This is a genomic window from Clostridia bacterium (genome assembly GCA_035628995.1).
Classification (GTDB): Bacteria; Bacillota; Clostridia; order Lutisporales; family Lutisporaceae; genus BRH-c25.
The window spans coordinates 20,575-41,445 of sequence record DASPIR010000026.1 but is presented as its reverse complement, the minus strand read 5'-3'; the positions used below and the strand labels follow the sequence as shown (position 1 = coordinate 41,445).

The window sequence follows — 20,871 nt, the reverse complement described above, 5'->3', positions numbered from 1 at the left end:
ATAAATTTTAATAATGCAATTATAGTAATCTGATTATTTGTTATTCACTTGACTGTCTAGCAGGTCTTGGAGATTAGTATTTGCAGCATCAAGAAGCTTCTTAACATCTGCATTTTTGTCAGTAACGACAGCTTGAAGCACCTTAGCTAATTCTGCATACATATCCTGGGTGAGCTTTGGCTCTTCAAGGTGCAGATTGCCCTGCTTCTTTAAAATGCTATAGTAGTCATTATAGAGTGCCATGTCAACATTTGAGTTCTTTGCAATAACTTCCTCTTTAGCTTTTACGAAATCCGGTGCAATCCATGCTGGAAAGTCAGGAATAACAGGTACTCCCGCTGTAACTTTATTTTTTGCATCAGCTTCTATACCGGCCAAAGATTCTGGTGTTACTACCGGAGCCTTTCCCATAACTTCCAAGTATCTAAGTGCTGCTTTAACTTCTTCAGAAGTAGCTTTAGCAGAGAACATATAAGGTGTACCGCCCATTAATGAATATTGTCCACCAGGACCAGCAGGTAGAGGTACAAGAGCAAGTTTCTTAATGTTTAATCCATTAACTTGAGTTGGTTGGTTTACAGCGTCATTTGCTCCAATATGCATTGCAGCCTCGCCGGTTCCAAGAGCCTTGTGGCCTCCACTCCAATCTACATTTGTCGGATCAGCTGTCATAACATCATATTTCCATTTTAAATCCTTTACATAGCTCATTGCTGCTATATTTTCAGGCGAGTTAAGCTGTGCAATCCATTTGCCGTCCTTCTGCGCTTCCATCTGTGCGCCGAAAGCCCAGGCTATAGTGGAGTAATGCCATCCACCGGCATTATCTCTAGCTAATATACATATACCGGCACTTCCAGTTTTATCTTTTATTGTTTTAGCTGTTTGTGCAAGTTCATCCCATGTCTTCGGGTACTTTGGAATGCCATTAGCGTCTACTAATCCCGCTTTTTCAAACAACTCAATATTTATCATTAATCCTAATGCATATCCATCTCGTGGAATACCATAAATTTTGCCATCCTTTGACAGTAAATCTTTTATGGTTGGATTCATAGCTTTATCCCATCCAAGTTCTTGAAGCTCGGCAGTAATGTCTTTTACAAATCCACCTTCAATGAGCTTCTGTGGTTCTGTGTACCAGGATTCAAATACTGTAGGGAGATTTCCTGATTCTGCCAAGGATACAAAGGTATCTACTGCATACTTATAGTATGCCGGTACAATTTTAACATTGGGATACTTAGCGTTAAAAGTTTCTACCCATTTTTCATGCATCTTGATATCATCAGTTAATGTATCCTCCGGCCAAATACCAAGCTTAAGTGTTATTTCTTCCGGTGTTGGCGCTGGAGCATCTGCTGGTTTGCTGGCTTCTGTGCCACTCTTCGCGCAGCCTGCCAATAGAAGCATCAATAATATTAAACCTAAGGAAATAAGTCTTTGAATGCTCTTTCTCATTTAATTTCCCCCTAATAAAATATTTATTTCCAGGTTAAACGTCAAACATTGATAAAATAGGTTTAACGTTAAACCTATTTTTACTATATCATTTTTGTATTATTTGTCAATATGGAATAATTTGATTTTTATGACAATTTACACTTAAAAAAGCTAAGCATCCCTATTAAAATATATGCTTAGCCCTAATTATCAACTTTCTATTATTTTTTTCTATATTACATTTGAAATATCTTTCACACTATGCCTTTCTACTAATGTAACCGGCATAATTATATTATTATTTTCAACTGGATTTCCTTCAATAACTCTAATCAATGACTCAGCTGCAACCTTGCCCTTTTCCTGTGCGTCTTGATGTATTGTAGTTAACCTTGGCGCTGTAAGAGAGCTGATATACAGGTCATCAAAGCCTATAACTGAGAAGTCATCCGGAACCCTTTTCCCTTGCTCATTGAGACCGGATATAATGCCCGCAGCCAATATATCTGCAGTTGCAAATATAGCAGACACATCGGTTCTATAGGCTAATTTATGCCCTAGCTCTATACCTTCCGTAATAGTAATCTCCTGCTGGTATACATTCTTCTTTTCAAATGTAATATTCGCTTCTTTAAGTGCCGTCTTATATCCTTTAAAACGTTCTTCCACAACTCCGTTGTACTTAATTATGGGAGATGCAAAAATTATATTCCTGTGCCCTTTATCAATAAGATACTTGGTAGCCATATACCCTCCATTGCAGTCCTCAAGTCCAATGTTCAGTACCTTATGGTTATCTATGTAGCTATCAATCAATACAAAGGGTACATCAGCATTCATCAGCTTTTCGAAAAACTCATCCTGAAACAGTCCAATTAAAATCAAACCATCTATATTCCAGTTGCGAAGCAATGAAAATAATTCATCTTCACTATATACGGTACGTACCATTAAATAATAGCCTTTTTCCCGAAGCTTCTCTTCGATCCCTTCAATCACAACACTATGAAATGGATCAGAAATAAAGTTGCCGCTTTTTTCCGGTACTACATGATTAATTACACCAATTATCTTCGATAGCTTATTTACTAAAGATCTGGCAGTCATATTTGGAACGTAATTAGTTTTTTCAATTATCATTTTTATTTTCTCAACCGTTTCCGGTGCAACACGCTTATGATTTCCGTGTATGACATTTGACACAGTAGTAACACTAACATTTGCTTCTTTAGCAATGTCTTTTAAAGTTACCATATACTTCCTCCAAAAAACCCTATTAAATAATCAACAATTGATATTATTTCCAAGAATAGTCTATATCAATAATTTTGTCAAATCAATAAATATTTGAGAACGAATACTAAAAGTTGACAACCGGCGATCTACCTTTTATGATGATACACTCACAAATAGTGCAAATAATTAATAATATGTACTGAAAATAGATAAAAAGTAGAAACGCTCAAAAGATGCCAAATGCCAGTAGAAACATCGCTGCATAAATAAATTTAAAAGGAGGAGAAAAAATGCAGGCTAACAAAGCTTTAGTCCGAGAGGCTCTCGTGCCCGATCCGGATACTGGATACCTGGTTCCGGACTATTTTGGTACTGCCAACTGGGCCTATAGTCCAACCCTGAGAAAATTCATTGATGCAATGCCGGGGCTGGGACCTATAAGCGCAAACGCATTAGGTCAGTATATCCCGGTTGCTGTCGCCGATACGACAACCTATCCGGGTTCCGACTACTACGAAATCGCCGTGGTTGAGTTTAAAGAACAGATGCACTCGGATCTGCCACCCACCATGCTCCGGGGCTATGTGCAATTGTCTACAACAGTCGTTCCCGGTGCTCATATTGCTTTGACCCATAATGGTGTGCCGGTTTTAAAAGGTGATGGTACTCAGGCTTACGCTGTAGATGCGCCCCATTATATGGGACCTGCTATTATTGCCACCCGTGACATACCAGTGCGCATCAAGTTCTATAATCTGCTTCCTACAGGTGCTGGAGGTGACCTCTTCGTGCCGGTGGATACAACCGTTATGGGAGCAGGGCATGGACCGCTAGGACATGATGCCATGTCTATGAATTATACGCAAAACCGAGCCAATGTCCATCTCCATGGTAATAATACCGTCTGGATCAGCGATGGGACACCGCATCAGTGGATTACCCCGGCGGGAGAAAACACTCCCTACCCTCAGGGTGTCAGTGTAGTGAATGTCCCTGATATGGAGAATGTAGACAACCCCCGCGATGGCATACAGACCTTATACTACACCAATGCACAAAGTGCAAGGTTGATGTTCTATCATGATCACTCCTATGGTATCACTCGCCTTAATGTCTATGTCGGAGAAGCCGCAGCTTATCTACTGACAGACCGGGTCGAACAGGATCTTATGAATGGCACCAACGAAACCGGGGTCAATCCAGGCCTGGAAAAGATTCTTCCCGGACTTGGTATTCCCCTGGTTATCCAAGATAAGACCTTCGTTGATACTAACACCATTCTCAATACTGACCCTACTTGGGCATGGGGAACGACGCCAGGCACACCCTATACCGGCGACCTTTGGTATCCTCATGTCTATAGCCCTGCCCAGAATCCATGGGATCCCAGCGGAGCAAACCCGTTTGGCCGCTGGATGTATGGTCCGTGGTTTTGGCCACCCACAACGAATATTCAACATGGGCCGATTCCGAACCCTTACTACGACCCTGTAAATGCGCCCGAGCAACCGCCGATGATGCCTGCGATGCCTTACCCCTCGATGCCGGGTGAAGCGTTTATGGACACTCCCATTGTCAACGGTACTGCCTACCCCTATCTGGAAGTGGAGCCCAAGGCTTACCGTTTCCGCATCCTAAATGCTGCTGATGACCGTTTTTTCAACCTGCAGATGTATGTAGCTGACTCTGCCGGTCATATCTCAATTGACACGGGATATGCTACAGAAGTCAAGATGGTGTCAGCTTGTGGAACACCGGGCATTCCTGCAGACTGGCCAAGCGGCATACCCGATCCTGCCTTAAAGGGACCGGACTGGATTCAGATTGGTACCGAAGGCGGTTTCCTGCCAGCACCTGTGGTAATACCCAGCCAGCCCATCACCTGGAACCTGAATCCAACAAACTTCAACTTCGGAAATGTCGATCAACACTCGCTGCTGCTTGGAACCGCAGAACGAGCAGATGTTATCGTTGACTTTTCCCAGTATGCCGGAAAAACCCTCATTCTTTACAATGACGCTCCCGCAGCTTTCCCGGCGGCCGACCCACGCTATGACTACTACACGGGTAACCCGGATCTTACTGCTGACGGTGGTGCGCCGACCACGCAGCCTGGTTACGGACCCAACATCCGTACGATCATGCAGATAAGAGTGGCAGCTTCTACTCCCGCTCCTGTATACGACATAACTTTGTTAGAAACAGTGTTTGCTAAAACAAATATAAAAAGAGGCGTCTTTGAAGCTACCCATGATCCGATCATTATACCACAGGCCGCTTACAACTCTGCCTATAACGTTACTAATCTACCTGCTGATGCTGCCAGTGCCTATGTGCAACTTCAAGAGTTTTCCAAGACCTTTCGACCGATAAATGCGAACGGAGCTCTTCTGTCACCTGTTACCCTACAGATCGGACCGAAGGCTTTGCAAGACGAAATGGGTGAAGTTTACGACACCGGATATGGACGGATGAGTGGTATGCTTGGACTTGAATTCCCGGTCACCAGTTCCGCCTTCAATCAATTTGTAGTGTACGGCTATGCCAGTCCACCCGTTGAGATTGTCAAAGGTACCGTAAATCTTAATGCAACTCCTATTGGCTCTCTTAATGACGGAACTCAGATTTGGAAGATCACTCATAACGGTGTGGATACCCATACCATTCACACCCACCTGTTTTCGGCACAGCTCATCAACCGGGTCGCCTGGGACGGGGCTATGATACCGCCTGATCCTAACGAACTGGGTTGGAAGGAAACCTTCAGGGTGAACCCGCTCGAGCATACAATTATTGCGCTGAGGCCGAATATTCCTACCCCTGCGCAGGTACCATTCGAGGTACCAAACAGTGTTCGCCTAATCGACCCGGCAATGCCCCTGGGTTCTATACTAACACCACCACCACCTGCAGGATGGTTCGACCCATTGGGAAATCCAATTAATCAAGTTACCAACCACTACGTGAACTTTGGCTGGGAGTACGTGTATCACTGCCATATTCTCGCCCACGAAGAGATGGATATGATGCATGCGATGGCGTTCGCCGTTCCACCGAAAGCACCATCCAATCTAGTTGCCAATATTATCGGTTTTCTTTTCAACAGGCGTGTGGTTTTAACCTGGACAGATAACTCGACAACCGAGGCTGGCTTCACTGTTCAAAAATCGGTCAATAATATCGGGCCATGGACTACTATAGCAACTCTGCCATCCGGTTCAACTTCATACCGCGATCCAATTGGCAACACGAACAATGCTTACTACTACCGAGTGGTTGCCTCCAACACTGTGGGTGATACTGCCACTCCTGGCTTCCCAACGGTGACAGTTGACTCTGATTCTTCAAACATCGTAAAGGTTGGTCAAATTCAGATTCTGCCGCCAGCGGCCCCAACCAACTTGACCGCAATACGGCTAACCGGATCACGAGTTCGTCTGACCTGGCGGGACAACGCCAGTAACGAGACTGGTTTTGTGATCGAACGCTCTGATAATGGTGGAGCCTATTTCACACTCGTTACAGTTGGACCCAGACTTTTTACAGGTAATGTAAACTACACTGATAGTACTGTTGTGCCTGGCAATAGCTATAGCTATCGGGTAGCGTCCGTGAATGAGGCAGGATTGTCAGCTTACTCGAACACGGCAAATGTGAATCTATAACCTGCAGCACCACCTAATGCGGTAACTGCATCCGAAAGGTGCAAACTACGCTGTAAATCTTTAACAAGTAGCCGGATAAACTGGAGGGAGCTTATGCTCCCTCAGAACAGTGACAAAGCACTAGATTGGTAATATTCCAATTTAGTGCTTTTTTTTCATTATAATTTATTCCACCCATGTGAATGTGTAAATCGTCTAGAGCAGACCTGCCTCTAAATTGCCTGCTATAATTGACTGCACTTTTTCGTTCAGCTCGTTAGTCTGCTCTTTTGTGAGGCCGATAGTCTCAATAGGCTCTGATATTACAATCTCTACTTCTGCCGGCTTTATTATAAATCCGTTTTGTTCCATTAATTTATAGCTTCCATTAATAGTAACAGGAACGATAGGGACATTTGCTTTTATTGCCATTCTTAAGCTGCCGGCTTTAAATTCTCCCATCGTTTTCCCTTTTGAGCGCGTGCCTTCAGGAAAAATAACCATTGAATATCCCTTTTTTAAGTATTCTGTGGCATCATTCATTACCCGCAAGTTTTGACGCAAATCCTGCCTGTCCAAAAATACGCAATTCATTTGCTTCATCCATGTGCTGATTATTGGCATCTTGAGCATTTCAACTTTTGCAATAAATGCTTTGGGTTTATTAATACATCCCAAGAATATCGGTATATCAAAATTTCCCTGATGGTTGCTCACGAATAAAACCGCACGATCTGAAGGTACATTTTCAGCACCAATAACCTTCACCCTGGCACCCGCAAATCTTAATAAGGCTTTAGCCCATTTCGAAGCTACTGAATCCACCAGCAAATCCCGTTCTTTGATTTTCCCCTCTTTTAGAAGACGGTTCACTTTAAAATATTCAGGCATAATCTTTATAAGATAAAGCCAGAAGTAACCGAACCAAGCTATCGTACGGAACATATCCTCACCCCCATTGGTAATTAATTCTTAAACACATTTTATAAATCCTTTTTTATAATCCATTTTCTTATTCTATCTCAAAATCAACAAATTGAAAAGTATTCCAAAATATATAAATCTAAATCTTTCAACTGCCTAATATCTTCTCAGCACAAAGCACCCCGTCCACGGCAGCGGAAACGATACCTCCCGAATATCCCGCTCCCTCTCCGCAAGGATAAAGACCTTTGATGCCAATGGCTTCCAGGTTGTTCCCTCTTGTAATGCGCACAGGAGAGGAACTGCGAGTTTCAGCCCCCGTCAGCAGCGCATCCGGGTAGGCAAAGCCCGGCATCCACTCACCCATCTCCGAGATACCTTGACGCAGTGAATCTGTGATATTGTCCGGCAAATAAGAATCCACCTGGTTGAACCCGGTTCCAGGCAGGTAGGTAGGCAGTACATCCCCGAAGGCTGTTGTATTGCGCTTATGAAGGAAATCCTCCAGTCTTTGCACTGGTGCCTTATAGCCTCCGCCGCCCGCTTCAAATGCTGCTGCTTCAATCTTACGTTGAAACGCGACACCCGCCAAGGGATGGTCGCTTCCAAAATCTTTTTTCTCAATAGTCACCAAAAGTGCAGTGTTGGCATTCCTGCCATCCCTCACGTATTCGCTCATTCCATTTGTAACTAGAGCATTTTCTTCGGATGTCGCCGCGACAACTGTTCCCCCTGGGCACATGCAGAAAGTATATACACCCTTTCCGTTCTTCAAATGCACTACCATTCTGTAATCAGCTGCACCAAGTGCAGGGTGCCCGGCGAAGTCTCCGTATTGGATTTTGTCGATCATCTCCTGTGAGTGTTCAATACGTACTCCCACCGCAATGGGCTTCTGTTCTATATAAATGCCGCTGACCAGTAATCTCTCAAAGGTATCACGTGCACTGTGTCCGATAGCCAGAACTACATTATCTGTAGAAAGCTCAGCATACTTCCCATCTTCAACAAAGCCTACACCAGTCACTTGCCCGTCCTTGCGCAGTATCTCTGTAACGGTTGCGCCGAATCGTACCTCTCCACCTAAACTTATCGTCTTTTCCCTGATCCCCTTAACCGTTTCATTCAAGCGGTCTGTCCCGATATGCGGTTTACTTAAATACATTATTTCAGGCGGAGCTCCAGCCTCTACAAGTTCCCTAAAAACCTTCATCTTACGAGAATCTTTTTTTCCGGTTTTTACTTTGCCGTCAGAAAAGGCACCCGCACCCCCTTCTCCGAACTGGACATTGCTATTGGTATCAAGAACTCCTGTCCTCCAAAATTCTAAAACGCTTTGCCTGCGGCTATCCACGTCAAGACCTCGCTCCAGCAGTATGGGTCTGGCCCCTGCTTGTGCCAGTATCAGCGCCGCAAACATTCCCGCCGGACCACAGCCCACAACAACAGGTCTCTCTTTTAGCTTCTTCTTCGGCACAGTGTAAATTAACTCTCCTTCTTTGGATATGCATTTATCCCTGTTAAGTGATATTACTTCATCTTCATCTCCTGAAACATACACAATAACGGTCATATTGAAATATATGTCCTGCTTATTGAGGTTATTTACCGAGCGTTTTGCAATGTTAATGCATTCAATGCGGCTGTGCTCAATTTGCAGCCTTTTTGCAACAATGTCCTCAAGAACTTTGAAATCATACGTTAGGGGTATTATTAAGTCAGCTATTTTAATCATTGTTTTCTCCTATATATTTCGCGATATTTATAATCGTTCAAAAGTATTCTTCAATAACAATGCATCTTTCTCTACCAGCGGTCCCTCTGAAATTACACATCCCTTGACTCCAAAATCCTTTATAGCTTTTAAACACGCTGCATAATTGAAATCACTCTCTAATAGGGGAAGATGGTTTTTCTCGCCTTTTTCATTATAATTTATCCCACCTATGTGAATATGTAAATCGTCTAGAGCAGACCTGCCCAGTTTATCCAGCACGTATTGCAGTATTTTTGCAAAATCATCATAACCTTTTAAACTGCCGTTTTGTCTTGCATGTATATGAGAAAAGTCAATACATAACTTACAGGAACTTACTTCTTTACAGAGAGAAACTAGTTCCTCAAGGGTTCCAAACTGAGTTCTTTTTCCTGTGGTTTCAAGCCTATAATCTATTTCCTTATATGGAAGCTTTAGCAGGTTTTCTTTTATAGTATCATAAGCCGTCTCCTTTGAATCCTTTAAATAGAAACCCGGATGAAATATTAAACTCTTCCCCTTAACCTTTGACAATCCTTCCATTGCATCTGTTATTCTTTTCATTGATTGTCCTTGCTTTTCATATTCATCTGCATTTAAATTTATATAATGCGACCCATGAGCCGACAGATAAAAATCATTGTCTAACTTAGTTTTTAATATTATATTCTTATTTTTATCTGTCACATTGACGCTTCTCACAAAAAGAAGCTCCATTGCATCAAGCCCTATTGATTTTATATAGTCAATGCCAGAAGCATAGTTTATCTTTTTTAACCCACTGTCTATTGGCAAGCCTGATATTCCAAATAATAGTTTGTCCATATTTATTATCCTTACACTTTCAAACAGTAATTATATATACAACTAGTTATAACTCTCCTGAATTTATTGTATACAAATTATAATACTTAATCTACTTTTTATATTTACCTTTTCAGAATAAAATTTGTTCAATATATGCTTCTTTGAAGTTATCCATATCTGTTATATAATGGTATCAATAGTTAAATGAAAGAAGTGATTTAATTTGAAGAAGCTGTATAGGATTCAATCAGCTGTTCTTTGCTTCGTTGGAGTAGGGGCATTGTTGGGAGGCAGTTTGGCTCTATCTGATCCTACTGGGATTTCATTCGGGGCATCAACTGATATGTTGAAAACAGGCCCTTTTACTAGTTTCCTGATTCCAGGCTTATTTTTGTTCTTTGCGATAGGCATAGGGCATCTAGTTTCATTTATATTTGTGAAACGCAGACTAAGGTTTCATGCATATATTAGCGGCGGCGCAGGCTGCATATTGATGGGCTGGATTCTGATACAATGCTATATATTGCATGCGATTAATATTTTACATGTTATTTTCTTTCTTATAGGTTTACTTGAAAGTTCAATAGCATTATATATGCTTGTTAAGCTGAAGCTGTTTCCTTTTACTAAAAACGGTCAAATTCATTCCTTCTGATAGTGATATGGAAGAATACTCCAATACATTGCACTTAGATACTTATTAATAAGCACCCTGCTGAAAATATTACAGCAGGGTGCTTAAACTTTGGATTTGAAGTTAAATTGCTGCGCGTCTCCCGTGCTTTTTACCTTTCCAATGGTTTTTGTTATATATTGTGTCAATTTCTCCTCGAAAACCTCGGCTGTTGTCTCATGGTTCTCTATCATGAACAGACCCTTCTCCCAACTGGCAGTGAGGGTTGGATTCAATAGTTCCTTTGCTGTAAGGCGAACCAGTTCCACAATAGCCTCCCCTTTTGGCTCCGGGGTCACGATTTGGGTCTTATCGTTAATTTTAATATGTCCTATATCGACCAGCTTTTTAATGATTCCCGAGCGGGTGGCGGAAGTACCGATACCACACGTTTTCAACTGCTCCCTGAGTTCCTCATTTTCGATATACTTTCCCGCTTTTTCCATTGTAATGATCAATGAACCATCGGTAAATCGAGATGGAGGCTTAGTTTCCTTCTCCTCCAAATCAAACTTAGTCACATCGCACTTCTCTTTCTTGATTAGCTTTTGAATAGGGGAATCGGACAGTTCTTCTTCTTTTTTTGAAGAAGTGATATCATAAACTTCCTTCCAGCCCTGTACATTCAAGGTTTTTGAATTGGTCACAAAAATTTCTGTGCCAACGGACGTCTCCACCCTGACAGTATTATACTCTGCCGGAGGATAAAAAATGGCAAGAAACCTTTTAACAATCAGATTATAAATATTCCTTGTGTCTGCATCCAACTTGGACAGCTCAGTTGTAACATAGGTTGGGATGATGGCGTAATGGTCTGTGACCTTGCTGTCATCCACATATCGCTTAGTACTCTTATCAATTCCAAGCTTTCCAAATTCCTTAATCCTTGAAATAAATTCCTTAAAATCAGTATTGCCATATAAACCATTGAGAACCTTCGGCAGCTCTGGTATAACGTCGGTGGAAAGCACTCTGCTGTCAGTTCTGGGATAGGATATCATCTTCTTCTCATAGAGTCCTTGAGCAATTTCCAACGTTCGATTTACGGGAAGCTTAAATTTCTTATTCGCCTCCGACTGCAGCTCGGCAAGATTAAAAAGTAAAGGGGCTTGCTCCTTCTTTACCTTCACCTCAACCTTTTTGACCGCAGCCTCACTGCCTTCCAGCTTTTTAATGATTTCTTCCGCTTCCTCTTTGCTGATATATTTATCTTCATTCTCCGGATCATCAGCCGGATTTTTATCTTCTTTTTTCTTTTGCTGCCATCTGCCTTTATAGGGGATACCGCTGTCTTTTGAAAGAAAGCTAGCCATAACTCCATAATAAGGCTTTGGCACAAAATTTCTGATTTCCAACTCCCTGTCTACAATCAAGCCTAATACGCATGTCATTACTCTGCCGATAGGGATGACTGAGGATTTATCCTCTTTTAATAAAGCTGATAATTTCTTGCCGTATTGGCAGGTATACATTCTGCTGAAATTCATGCCAAAGAGCCAATCCTCTTTTGCCCTGCAATAGGCGGCTTTTGCAAGAGAATCGTACTCATTGATGCTCTTTGCTTCGCTGATTCCCTTCTTAACTGCATCTTCAGTCTGAGAAGAAATCCAGACTCTTTTTGCAGGCTTGTCCGACCCACTTTGATTGTAGACCAATCGAAAAATATACTCACCCTCACGCCCGCTGTCGGTGCAAGCATAAATCATATCTACATCTTTCCTGCACATCAGAGATCTTATTACTTCGTACTGCTTCACAGTTCCTTTGTTATCTATTACAATATATTTATATTCCTTGGGAATGATTGGCAGATGCTCCACCCGCCAGGACTTATACTCCGGATTGTAGACATCGGGATATGCCATTGTCACAAGATGCCCAAAGCACCAGGATATTATGGTATTTGCTGTTTCAGCATAACCCCTGCCTCTATCTGCTGCTGAAATCTGCACGCCCAGCGCACTTGCAAAACTGGCAGCGACAGACGGTTTTTCAGTTATGTATAATTGCTTGCTCAAAATCTCACCCTTTATAAATAAAATGCAAAAAACCTTCTATTATAATGCTTATATCATAATAACAGAAGGTTGGTAAAATATCAATTTCTATGTAAGTTTAGAGCAAATCAAGTTGCCTAATCTTTCGATGCCTATTCTGATTTTTTCAGGAACAACACCACCGAAGCTAACTCTCATGCAGTTATTGCCCATGCCGCCGCCTTCTGTGAAGAAGCTCTCGCCGGCTACATAAGCAACCTTAACGTCCGGATTCTTGGTGGATTCAGCCAGCAGCTCAGTGGTATTAATGCCGCCCGGCAATTCTGCCCATGTGAACAGGCCTCCATCCGGGAAGGTCCTCTTAGTTCCTTTAGGAAAGAACTTGTCAATAGAGTCGATCATGACATTTCTTCTTTCACGGTACAAGTCACAAATCATCTTATGATGAGCTGGATAGTATCCTCGTTTAAAGAATTCTGCACAGATTATCTGCGGCAGCATAGATGTATGGGAATTTGTTGCCGTCTTGGCATCAAACAATTTTGCCGTCACTTCATCATTGGCAAGGATATAGCCAAGCCTGCTGCCCGGTGAGAATATCTTGGAGAAACTGTTTGCTAAAATTGTATGGCCGGTTTTATCAAACGCTTTAATCGGCAGCAGATCGCTTCCGCTGTAGCGAATATCACGATATGGATCATCTTCCAAAATTACAATATCGTATTTGCTGCCCAATTCAGCGATCTTTTGCCTTCTGTCCAGAGACAGGGTTCTGCCTGTGGGATTCTGGAAAGTGGGAATAACATAAACCATTTTAGGTTTGTATTCTTTGATCTTTACTTCCAAATCTTCCGGAACCATACCGTTGTCATCCATGTCTACAGCGATGCATTTTGCCTGGAACATTTCAAATATTTCTACAGAATGAACGAAGGTAGGTGATTCAACTAAAATCACATCACCAGGCTCAATATATAACTGGCAGATTAAGTTCATCGGTTCCAAACCACCATTGGTAATCAAAACGTTATCAACTTTTCCTTTAACTCCCTTAGGTGCCAGCAATTCATTAACAACGACTTCACGAAGATCTGCCAAACCCATGACGCCACCGTATTGAAGGGCTTCCACACCCCTTTTGTCAACTCTCATAATTTCATTTGTAATTTCACGGACAATATCAATGGGAAGCGCTTCTTTGGCCGGGGCACCGCCGCCAAAAGAGATGATTTCCGGATCATTCATGGCACCGAATAAGTTTCGGATAATTGTTGCCGATTTCTCCATTGTTGTCATACGTTGTGCAAACTTTGACATAGTGCTACCTCGCTTATAAAAATTTGTCACTTATATAAATTATACACAAAATTCGGACTGTTTGGGGTTTGTTTTTCATTTTATAAAAAAAACTGTCAACGACCTGCAGCATCAAGTTAAAGCATTACCTCCATTATATTCTTTTTGACAAAGGTTAGCAATATTCTGAGCCTTTAGCCGGTCCCTTCTTCTATCATATAGAACAAATTAGAAGAAAATGATATAATTAAAGCATCTCGTAATAATGAAAGAAGATAATTATGAAAAATAGTTTTAATGACCTGGGCATTTCGCCTCTCATTTTAAAGGCCATAGAAGAGATGGGCTTTGAGGAACCTACAGAGGTGCAGAGCAAGGCAATTCCTCATATTCTGAATAAGGAAGATCTGATTGTCATGTCTAAAACGGGCAGCGGCAAAACTGCTGTTTTTGGCATTTCCATGCTGCAAATGACTGATCAGGCTGCGGCAGGACCTCAAGGCCTGATTCTCACACCGACGCGCGAACTGGCGGTACAGATAGACAGTGATCTCAAACAGATGGCAAAGCATCTTCCACACAAGACAACAGCTGTATACGGACAGCACAATATGAACGTTGAAATCCAAGCTCTTAAAAAGGGCGTTTCCATTGTTACTGGAACACCCGGCAGAGTATATGATCACATTCGTCATGGAAATCTTGAAACCAAACATGTACGCTTTTTAGTGCTCGATGAAGCGGACAGGATGCTGGACATGGGTTTTTATGATCAGGTGGTGAGAATTGTCAAAAGTCTCCCCAAAGATAGGGTGACCCTCCTTTTTTCAGCCACCATACCTGCTGAAATCCGTAAGATTTGCAGGGAGTATATGAAGCAACCAGTAACTATTGAGATTGAATCGCAGACCATGACAGTGGATACAACTCAACAAGTGTACTACCGTGTGAATCATAACGAAAAGAACATACAGTTGAATCGCCTGCTTCAGGTTGAGCAGCCGGAAAGCTGTATGATTTTCTGCAACACAAAAATCGCTGTTGATAAGGTTCAAACCTTTTTATCCCGAAAGGGTTATGCTTCTCAGGCGCTGCACGGGGACATCCCCCAAGGCAGGCGGCTGAAGACTATACAGCAATTTAAGCAGGGAGAGTGCCGTTTGCTGGTAGCCACAGATGTTGCTGCCCGCGGTATTCACATTGATGATTTATCTCTGGTGATTAATTATGATGTCCCTATGGAGAAGGACAGCTACGTACACAGAATCGGACGTACCGGCAGAGCCGGGAAGGCCGGCCGCGCCATTACTTTAGTTACAGGCGAAGACATCATGAGCCTTTATGCGATAGAAGAGCATATCGGTGCTATGATTGCCGAGGCGGAATTGCCCTCGGAGGCTGTTGTCAATGCGCACAAAAGTCGACCAATCGAGCAGGTAAAACCAATCAATACAATTCCCAAGCCCGTACCCCCACATAACGTGGAAGTCGCTGCAGCCCATGTCAAAGCTCCCGCAGAGCCCGAGCAGAGTCAAGCTTCCATAACTAAGGAACCATTCCTTCAGCGTGTACTGCAGCGCATATTGGGCAAGTAAGGGTACCAAGTTTCGGATAGTTAATGTGATTTATGCTTTTATGGAATTAAGCACAAATAAAAATAATCCCCTGCTATATTACTATAAGCAGGGGATTATTATATTCTTTTCTATTAATCCTTTAGTAACGACCACATATTAAGATCAACAGGCTGATTCGTTACAAGACTATATCCATACTTGCTCAATAGGCCTTCCAATGAAAATCCAAGCCGCTTTAGAAGCCTGCTGGAAGAGTCATTATCCGGTCGAGTAAGTGCCTGTATCCGTAAAATTTTTGTTTCATTAAAGCAGTATGAAATAACAGAATTTAGAGCTTCTGCCATTAGCCCCAATCCCCAATAGTCTTTTGAGAGTATATAATTGATTTCGCCTTTTAGTCCAAAAGTATCAATAAGAACTCCACAATCACCGATTAAAGTATTGTTTTCCTTATTGGTAATCGCCCATTGGATACGGCTCATTTCATCATAATCGCTTATCATCAGTCTGATGTCTTGTTGTGCATCAGCTAAAGTATCCGGCTTCCAATCATAAAATGTAAGAGACTCTTTAATGTTATGATATTTTAAATACTCTGCTGAATCTTCAATTTTAAATTTCCTTAATCTCAAACGTTCTGTCTCAATATATGGAACAGCGTTATTAGTGTTGTTATCCAAACCCCATTACCTCCTTTAACAGACAGCATGTAAAAACTTTTGCGCATTGTAAACACTTACATTTTACTAGATAATATTAATATTGGCAACACAAAGGGAAAGTAGTTCCCACCTTGCCGACCAGTTCGATGATACTGCAACTATGAATGAGTTGCATCGCTGCAACCCTGAAGAATATAGACAAATAACGTATCATTGTTTTCCGTATGCTTTTTTAACTTGATTTTTAATATTACATAAGTTACAATAAACTATACTTTTGAAAAATTAATCGAAGCTCGTATAATCATGGAGATATGGTCCATAAGTTTCTACCAGACTACCGTAAACAGTCTGACTACGGGGAATTAATTTAGATTTATACTTAAGTAGTACTTTTATACTAGTATAATATTTGAATTTTATGAACCTGTAGATAATCTCTGCAGGTTTTTTTGTTATTTAATATTTAGGAAGAAATGAGGGATATTATGCAGCTTTTAAGGGAAAAGATATTAAAAGAAGGTAGAAAATTAGAAGGGAATATATTAAAGGTAGATAGTTTTTTAAACCACCAGATTGATATTGAATTGTTAAATGAGATAGGAAAAGAGTTTAAAAAAAGATTCCAAGATGAAAATGTTACCAAAATACTAACATTAGAGGCATCCGGTATTGCAATCGCAGTTATTGCAGCTCAATACTTCAATGTACCTGTTGTCTTCGCAAAAAAAACTGAATCGAAAAATTTAGATAAAGAGGTCTATGAAGGTAGTGTTTACTCTTACACTAAAGCTCAGCATTATAAAATACGAGTTTCAAAAAGATATATTAGTAAAGATGACAACATCTTAATTATTGACGACTTTTTAGCTAATGGCCAAGCAATCTTAGGCCTAAAGGAAATTGTTGATGCTGCTAATGCAAATTTAGTGGGAGTCGGGATTGTTATAGAAAAAGGATTCCAAAAGGGTGGAAGCTTGTTAAGAGAAGCTGGCATAAATATCGAATCATTAGCTATTATAGATTCTCTGGAAGAAGATGAAATAACTTTCAGAAATAATTAATTATTTATAACATTTACGCGAATCCATGACGCCAGATACACCACTTTAGAACTTATTTGTGTAACAAAAATCCTCTGTTATTATTTAAATAACAGGGGATTTTATTGTATAAGCTGCTACCTCCCATGAAGATCTTAACTCCAAAATCTTCAAAATCTATTGACAATCTAAATTTACCATTGTATTATTGTATTAAGCACTTAATACAATAATACAATGACGTGTTTCAGAAAGGAGTGATCGTGTGTCTTGGGATTTAAAATCAGACCGACCTATTTATTCGCAGTTAATTGAGCAAATCCAGATCAAAATTTGCTCTGGGATATTTGCACCAGGCTCAAAGCTTCCTTCAGTCAGAGAGTTGGCGCAGGAGGCTGCAGTGAACCCAAATACCATGCAGAAGGCTCTCTCTAAATTAGAGGAAGATGGGCTGCTCTATACCAACCGCACAACTGGAAGATTTATAACGGAGGATGTTAAAATGATTCAACAGGCAAAACATAAACTGGCTCAGGATCAAATATCGGAATTTCTTGAAAAAATGAAAAGCTTGGGCTTTGGCAAAACAGAGACCCTTTCCATAATTTCAACAATGCTGGAGGAGGCGAAAAAATGAGTTCCATTCTAACATGTAAGAACTTAAGCAAAAGCTTTGGTAATAAAAAGGCTTTGAGTAACATTAACTTGAACATAGAGAGAGGTCGGATAGTAGGCTTGCTTGGGCCTAACGGCAGTGGAAAAAGCACCTTCATAAAGCTTTGTAATGATCTTCTGACGTCAACAAGCGGCGAACTTCAAATAGCGGGAAACACACCGGGAATCGAAACAAAAAAAGTTATTTCCTATTTACCGGAGAAAACCTATCTTAATGACTGGATGAAGGTTTCCGAGATTATTCAGATGTTCCAGGATTTTTACACAGATTTCAATGTAGAAAAGGCCTATGACATGTTGAAAAGACTAAATATCAACCCTTCTGAGCGATTAAAGACACTGTCGAAGGGAACAAAGGAAAAAGTACAGCTGATTCTAGTAATGAGCCGTGAGGCGCAGCTATATCTGCTTGATGAACCCATCGGTGGTGTGGACCCGGCAGCCAGGGACTATATTCTAGATACCATACTGGGCAACTATCAGGAAAATGCAACTATCATTATTTCGACACATCTGATTTCTGATATTGAGAAGATCCTTGACGATATCATCTTTTTGAAGGATGGTCAAGTGGTGCTCACAAAAACGGTGGATGAAATCCGCGATGAAAACGGAAAATCAGTTGATGCTTTATTCAGGGAGGTTTTCAAATGTTAGGCAAACTTTTAAAATATGAGGTAAAGGCAACAGCCCGTCTGTTTCTACCTCTTTATCTTACCATTCTGATCTTTGGGGCGATAAATCGGTTCTTCTTTGCTGTGCCCAATATAGGTGAAAGATCATTTTCTTTTAGCAGTCTTGCTATGACCATCAGTATGGTTGTTTATGTAACTTTGGTGGTAGGTATGGTGTTGATGACATTCATTGTACTGATACAGCGATTCTATAAAAACCTTTTGGGCGACGAAGGCTATCTGATGTTTACTCTTCCGGTTGAATCGTGGAGTCATATTCTCAGCAAGTTAGCCGTTTCAATGCTTTGGACGGTTGTGAGCAGTGGTGTTGCTTTATGCTCCATTTTGTTCATTTCCTCAAAGGATATTTCCACTATAGAGCTTTATAATGGACTGTCAATGGTTTTTAACCAGTTCAGGCAATATTTTGGAGCATCCACTTATCTAGTGAGCTTTGAAGCCATCATCCTTGGTTTATTGGCCATTGCTTCTACTATATTGACTATTTATGCAGCCATTGCATTGGGGCACCTTTTCAACAAGCATAAACTGCTGGCCTCCTTCGGTATGTATATCGCACTGAAGACGATTTCACAAGTATTCATGACGTTAATAAGCTTCATTTTCTGGAATAAAGCTGCCTTTGGAATAGAAATTAACTCCATTCCCAGTGCTTTACAAGTTAATAACTTTCTGTTGGTCTCTATCTTATACTTCGTAGCCATCAGCGCTGGGTATTTCATATTAACCAATTATATTTTGAAGAGAAAACTGAATCTGGAGTAAATGAAAGCTGTAAGGAAGCATTGATACTGTTTCCTTACAGCTTTTTAATCACTCTTCCATAGCTCTCCACACATGGTTTCTCGTCTCTAACAGCAACTTTACCCCTTAATATAACATGCTTTATACCAATAGGTGGTAAAGTTGAATTGTTATAATCCTCAAAGCCAGTGATTTCATTAAAATTAAATATTGTAATATCTGCTGTTTTTCCTGTTGATAGTTCCCCTATATACTGAATGCCCAAGGTTGCTGCTGGCAGTAATGTGCACTTATTAATAGCAGTTTCCAAGCCAATAACCTTTTTTTCTCTTACAAATTTACCTATGAAAAGCGGATAATTGCCATACAAACGTGGATGCGGCACACCAGCAGGTATACTGTCAGAGCCTACCATTTGCAATGGATGCTTTATTAGCTTTATAGTATCCTCCTCTGAAAATACATTTAAAGTCACTATTCCTACTCCGGTTTGTTCTTCTATTAATAGATTTGCAACAAAATCTACCGGATGTATTTCTAAGTTTTTAGCAATAGACCCAACAGTTTTGCCAATATAAATTCTATTTTTTTCTGTTTTTACGGAGGTTATAAGTATTCCGTCCCAGCCATTAATTGCACTATAGTTGTCCCATCCTTTATAATGAGTTTCCTTATTGGAAAGCTCAATCTTTACTTTTCCTAATACTTCTTTATCCTTTAGCTTAGCTATTAAATTATCACTTCCCTCCTCTGTAATCCAAGGAGGTAAAAGTTGTGTCATTAATGTACTTCCTGAAAGATATAGATGTTCATCAAATGTAATATTTATGCCCTTCTTAATTGCATTTTCTATAAGCTCAATAAGTACTTCAGCACTACATCCAAGTTCCTTGGAATTATAAGACCGCATATGAGAAATATGAAGTCTTACTTTTGAACTTTCAGCAATAGCGATTATTTCGTCCAAGGCATCGACTATGGAGCTATCATGGTTCCTAAGATGAACCATAACCACCCCATTATATTTCTTCACAACCTTGCATATTTCTATAAGTTCATCTCTTGAGCTGAAAATGGCCGGCATATATTGCAGTCCCAAAGACATGCCAAAAGCCCCTGCTTCCATTGCTGCATCAACAATTTTGCACATATCCTCAAGCTCGCCTCTATCGGGCATTCTGTTATCAAACCCCATTACATATGTCCTGACTGCTCCATGTGATATAAGTGCTGCATAATTATTTTTTAATCCTCTTGAATTTATACTATTAAAGTACTCATTTAAATCGCTGAACTCCCATCTAATACCTGGGTCTCCCACTACACCCCTGATATAATTCTTCCATACTTTGCTTTCATCTTCCATACAAGGTACAACGCCTAAACCACATTGACCAACTAGCTCAGTAGTAACACCCTGCAGCAGTTTCAAATTCCCAATTTGCTGATCCATAAAAGGTACCAGATCGTTGTGGCTATGTACGTCAATAAATCCAGGAGCTACTACCAACTCTGATGCATCAATAATCTCTCCGGCTTCATAGCTTAAATTCTTTCCAATATCAACAATTCTTCCATCGTTAACTGCAATATCCGCTTCATAAGCAGCACGGCCTGTCCCATCAACTATTAATCCATTTTTTATCAGAATATCAATCAATTCAATCACTCCTCACTACCAACGCCACGCACTTCATGT

General features: G+C 40.8%; 16 protein-coding genes and 1 riboswitch. Of the genes, 7 read left to right on the top strand and 9 right to left on the bottom strand.

Annotated features, from left to right (window positions below):
* Positions 1-33 precede the first annotated feature (33 nt).
* Together VEB00_11355 and VEB00_11350 are read right to left on the bottom strand one after the other, a co-directional pair.
* Positions 34-1,461: an extracellular solute-binding protein gene (locus VEB00_11355; protein HYF83609.1), complete on the bottom strand. Its 1,428-nt coding sequence runs from the start codon at positions 1,459-1,461 to the stop codon at positions 34-36.
* Between the two features lie 213 nt (positions 1,462-1,674).
* Complete coding sequence (locus tag VEB00_11350; GenBank protein HYF83608.1) at positions 1,675-2,697, bottom strand: LacI family DNA-binding transcriptional regulator; 1,023 nt, start codon at positions 2,695-2,697, stop codon at positions 1,675-1,677.
* Between the two features lie 272 nt (positions 2,698-2,969).
* Between VEB00_11350 and VEB00_11345 the strand changes: the two genes are divergently transcribed.
* Complete coding sequence (locus VEB00_11345) at positions 2,970-6,344, top strand: hypothetical protein (protein ID HYF83607.1); 3,375 nt, start codon at positions 2,970-2,972, stop codon at positions 6,342-6,344.
* Between the two features lie 195 nt (positions 6,345-6,539).
* Here VEB00_11345 and VEB00_11340 read toward each other — a convergent pair whose 3' ends face one another.
* From VEB00_11340 to VEB00_11330, 3 genes are all read right to left on the bottom strand, one after another.
* Positions 6,540-7,268 (bottom strand): lysophospholipid acyltransferase family protein, encoded by a 729-nt coding sequence (locus VEB00_11340; protein ID HYF83606.1) that lies wholly within the window; start codon positions 7,266-7,268, stop codon positions 6,540-6,542.
* Between the two features lie 127 nt (positions 7,269-7,395).
* A complete protein-coding gene (locus VEB00_11335; protein ID HYF83605.1) occupies positions 7,396-8,982 on the bottom strand; it encodes an FAD-dependent oxidoreductase in 1,587 nt (528 codons plus the stop codon).
* Positions 8,983-9,009: 27 nt separating this feature from the next.
* Positions 9,010-9,828 (bottom strand): TIM barrel protein, encoded by an 819-nt coding sequence (locus VEB00_11330; protein ID HYF83604.1) that lies wholly within the window; start codon positions 9,826-9,828, stop codon positions 9,010-9,012.
* 205 nt (positions 9,829-10,033) lie between these two features.
* On the opposite strand from VEB00_11330, the gene VEB00_11325 reads away from it, so the two are divergent.
* Positions 10,034-10,465 (top strand): hypothetical protein, encoded by a 432-nt coding sequence (locus VEB00_11325; GenBank protein ID HYF83603.1) that lies wholly within the window; start codon positions 10,034-10,036, stop codon positions 10,463-10,465.
* An 83-nt stretch (positions 10,466-10,548) separates the two neighbouring features.
* Here the strand turns inward: VEB00_11325 and VEB00_11320 are convergent, their stop codons facing one another.
* Both VEB00_11320 and VEB00_11315 read right to left on the bottom strand, forming a co-directional pair.
* Complete coding sequence (locus tag VEB00_11320) at positions 10,549-12,501, bottom strand: DNA topoisomerase 3 (GenBank protein ID HYF83602.1); 1,953 nt, start codon at positions 12,499-12,501, stop codon at positions 10,549-10,551.
* An 87-nt stretch (positions 12,502-12,588) separates the two neighbouring features.
* The gene (locus VEB00_11315; GenBank protein ID HYF83601.1) at positions 12,589-13,797 is read right to left on the bottom strand and encodes a PLP-dependent aminotransferase family protein; all 1,209 of its coding nucleotides are present in this window, start codon (positions 13,795-13,797) and stop codon (positions 12,589-12,591) included.
* 260 nt (positions 13,798-14,057) lie between these two features.
* On the opposite strand from VEB00_11315, the gene VEB00_11310 reads away from it, so the two are divergent.
* On the top strand, positions 14,058-15,371 hold the full coding sequence (locus VEB00_11310) for a DEAD/DEAH box helicase (GenBank protein ID HYF83600.1): 1,314 nt from the start codon (positions 14,058-14,060) through the stop codon (positions 15,369-15,371).
* A gap of 113 nt (positions 15,372-15,484) precedes the next feature.
* Here VEB00_11310 and VEB00_11305 read toward each other — a convergent pair whose 3' ends face one another.
* On the bottom strand, positions 15,485-16,033 hold the full coding sequence (locus VEB00_11305) for a GNAT family protein (GenBank protein ID HYF83599.1): 549 nt from the start codon (positions 16,031-16,033) through the stop codon (positions 15,485-15,487).
* 258 nt (positions 16,034-16,291) lie between these two features.
* A riboswitch (purine riboswitch) is annotated at positions 16,292-16,393 on the top strand.
* Between the two features lie 110 nt (positions 16,394-16,503).
* Between VEB00_11305 and VEB00_11300 the strand changes: the two genes are divergently transcribed.
* The 4 genes from VEB00_11300 (at position 16,504) to VEB00_11285 (ending at position 19,193) form a co-directional block, all read left to right on the top strand.
* Positions 16,504-17,079, top strand: coding sequence for a xanthine phosphoribosyltransferase (locus tag VEB00_11300; GenBank protein ID HYF83598.1), 576 nt, complete (start codon positions 16,504-16,506; stop codon positions 17,077-17,079).
* Between the two features lie 244 nt (positions 17,080-17,323).
* Positions 17,324-17,695: a GntR family transcriptional regulator gene (locus tag VEB00_11295; GenBank protein ID HYF83597.1), complete on the top strand. Its 372-nt coding sequence runs from the start codon at positions 17,324-17,326 to the stop codon at positions 17,693-17,695.
* Positions 17,692-18,390, top strand: coding sequence for an ABC transporter ATP-binding protein (locus VEB00_11290; GenBank protein HYF83596.1), 699 nt, complete (start codon positions 17,692-17,694; stop codon positions 18,388-18,390). The genes VEB00_11295 and VEB00_11290 overlap by 4 nt, the downstream gene beginning before the upstream one ends.
* Positions 18,384-19,193, top strand: coding sequence for a hypothetical protein (locus tag VEB00_11285; GenBank protein ID HYF83595.1), 810 nt, complete (start codon positions 18,384-18,386; stop codon positions 19,191-19,193). Before VEB00_11290 ends, VEB00_11285 begins: the two co-directional genes overlap by 7 nt.
* A 34-nt stretch (positions 19,194-19,227) precedes the next feature.
* Here VEB00_11285 and VEB00_11280 read toward each other — a convergent pair whose 3' ends face one another.
* Positions 19,228-20,832: a D-aminoacylase gene (locus VEB00_11280; protein HYF83594.1), complete on the bottom strand. Its 1,605-nt coding sequence runs from the start codon at positions 20,830-20,832 to the stop codon at positions 19,228-19,230.
* Between the last annotated feature and the right edge of the window lie 39 nt (positions 20,833-20,871).